The organism is Rathayibacter iranicus NCPPB 2253 = VKM Ac-1602 (assembly GCF_003149025.1).
In the GTDB taxonomy this organism is placed as follows: domain Bacteria; phylum Actinomycetota; class Actinomycetes; order Actinomycetales; family Microbacteriaceae; genus Rathayibacter; species Rathayibacter iranicus.
In genome coordinates this window covers 1-1,318 of sequence record NZ_QGDV01000044.1, presented here as the reverse complement: position 1 = coordinate 1,318, position 1,318 = coordinate 1, and the positions used below count along the sequence as shown (strand labels likewise).

Below are 1,318 nucleotides of genomic sequence, written 5' to 3'. Positions count from 1 at the left end.
CGCTAAGGCTGAAATCGGACAACAAGCCCTCAGTGCAGTAAGCGGCGTAGCGCAAGGAATAACTACGGGCGACAACGAGCGATTTCTCCGTCTATGGTGGGAGGTTGCTCAGAAGAAATCAGAATATCAACGACATTTCGACAGTACAGCACCTACCAATCGCTGGCACGCTGCGGACAAGGGTGGCGATTTCCGCCGTTGGTTCGGAAACGATTATTGGATGATTTTCTGGCCAGAAGACGGAAGAGCCGTCAGGGAGCACCGCGGCTCAACCACTCGGAATCTCCACACAAGGTTCGTCGCATCCATTTCTTGTTCAAAGATTTCCTCAGGAGGCATCTCATTTAGAGCGCATGATTGCGGGTTTATCTTTACGGACGCAGCAGTTGCAATTAGCGGAACCGCGCACCTGGACGCTATCCTGGGCTTCACAAACTCATCGACAGCTAATCGGATGATGGCCGCTCTTGCGCCTACCCTGAATTTTGAAGTTGGTCAAATCCGCTCTCTGCCCTGGCTGGTAGATACTATCGGTGAGAGTATTCTCGTGCCCATAGTCCGGCAGCTGAAAGAGAACTCCGTTGATGACTGGGATGCGGTAGAAACGTCCTGGAACTTCGATTGCAATCCCCTGCTTACGGTGCATCGGAAAGCGAGCGGGCGCTCGTGATTAGCGGGTTCTTACTGTAGTTCCAGGAGTTCTCCGACTCGTTCCAGTCTGCCGCCGCGGTCGATACCAGCGCCGTGATACCCCCCTGTCGGCAGCTCTGCGAGTTTGAGTGGGACAGGAGTCCTGCCAACGTCTCCGACGGATGCCGTCATAGTAGGTGCTAGCGCTTCCAGGATAATCGTCGCGCATGAGGCGTTCATAACGCCGAGGAGACGATCGAGAAGCGCCTGACCACCGAAGATCGAATTCCCCTTGTTGCCATGAATGAATCCGACGGGGAACTGGCGGAACGACGGCGCGCCAGAAGAGATGTCGGACCATGACACTGACGGTGAAAAATAGGCGCTCGTGTTCTGCGCTCTCGACCTCGGGCGCCCGCCCGCTTCTGTTCCGAACGCCCTGATTTCAGCGCCATTATTTTCCCAATTCACGACATATTCCTGATTACCGTACCAGCGACGAAAGTCGCCGCCTTTGTTGTACGGGAACCACCGCTCTAGCGTGATTGAGGCCTCGTTTGTGCTTCGACAGCCCATCGCGCTCCGATCCCTCGCAACCTCCCACCATTGGCGCAGGAACCGATGATTGTCAGCGGTGGCGAGACCCTGTCGCACCTCAGCTATGTCACCGAGCCGTGCGCCAAGATGA

Annotated in this window: 1 protein-coding gene and 1 pseudogene; one reads left to right on the top strand and one right to left on the bottom strand. The window is 55.8% G+C overall.

All coding sequences use genetic code 11. From position 1 onward, the window contains the following. A partial coding sequence (locus tag B0H03_RS16855; RefSeq protein WP_207774269.1) for a hypothetical protein occupies nucleotides 1-670 on the top strand: 670 nt, incomplete at its 5' end. An 11-nt stretch (nucleotides 671-681) separates the two neighbouring features. Here B0H03_RS16855 and B0H03_RS16980 read toward each other — a convergent pair. After that, nucleotides 682-1,318 (bottom strand): annotated as a pseudogene (locus B0H03_RS16980) (hypothetical protein); the annotation flags it as partial.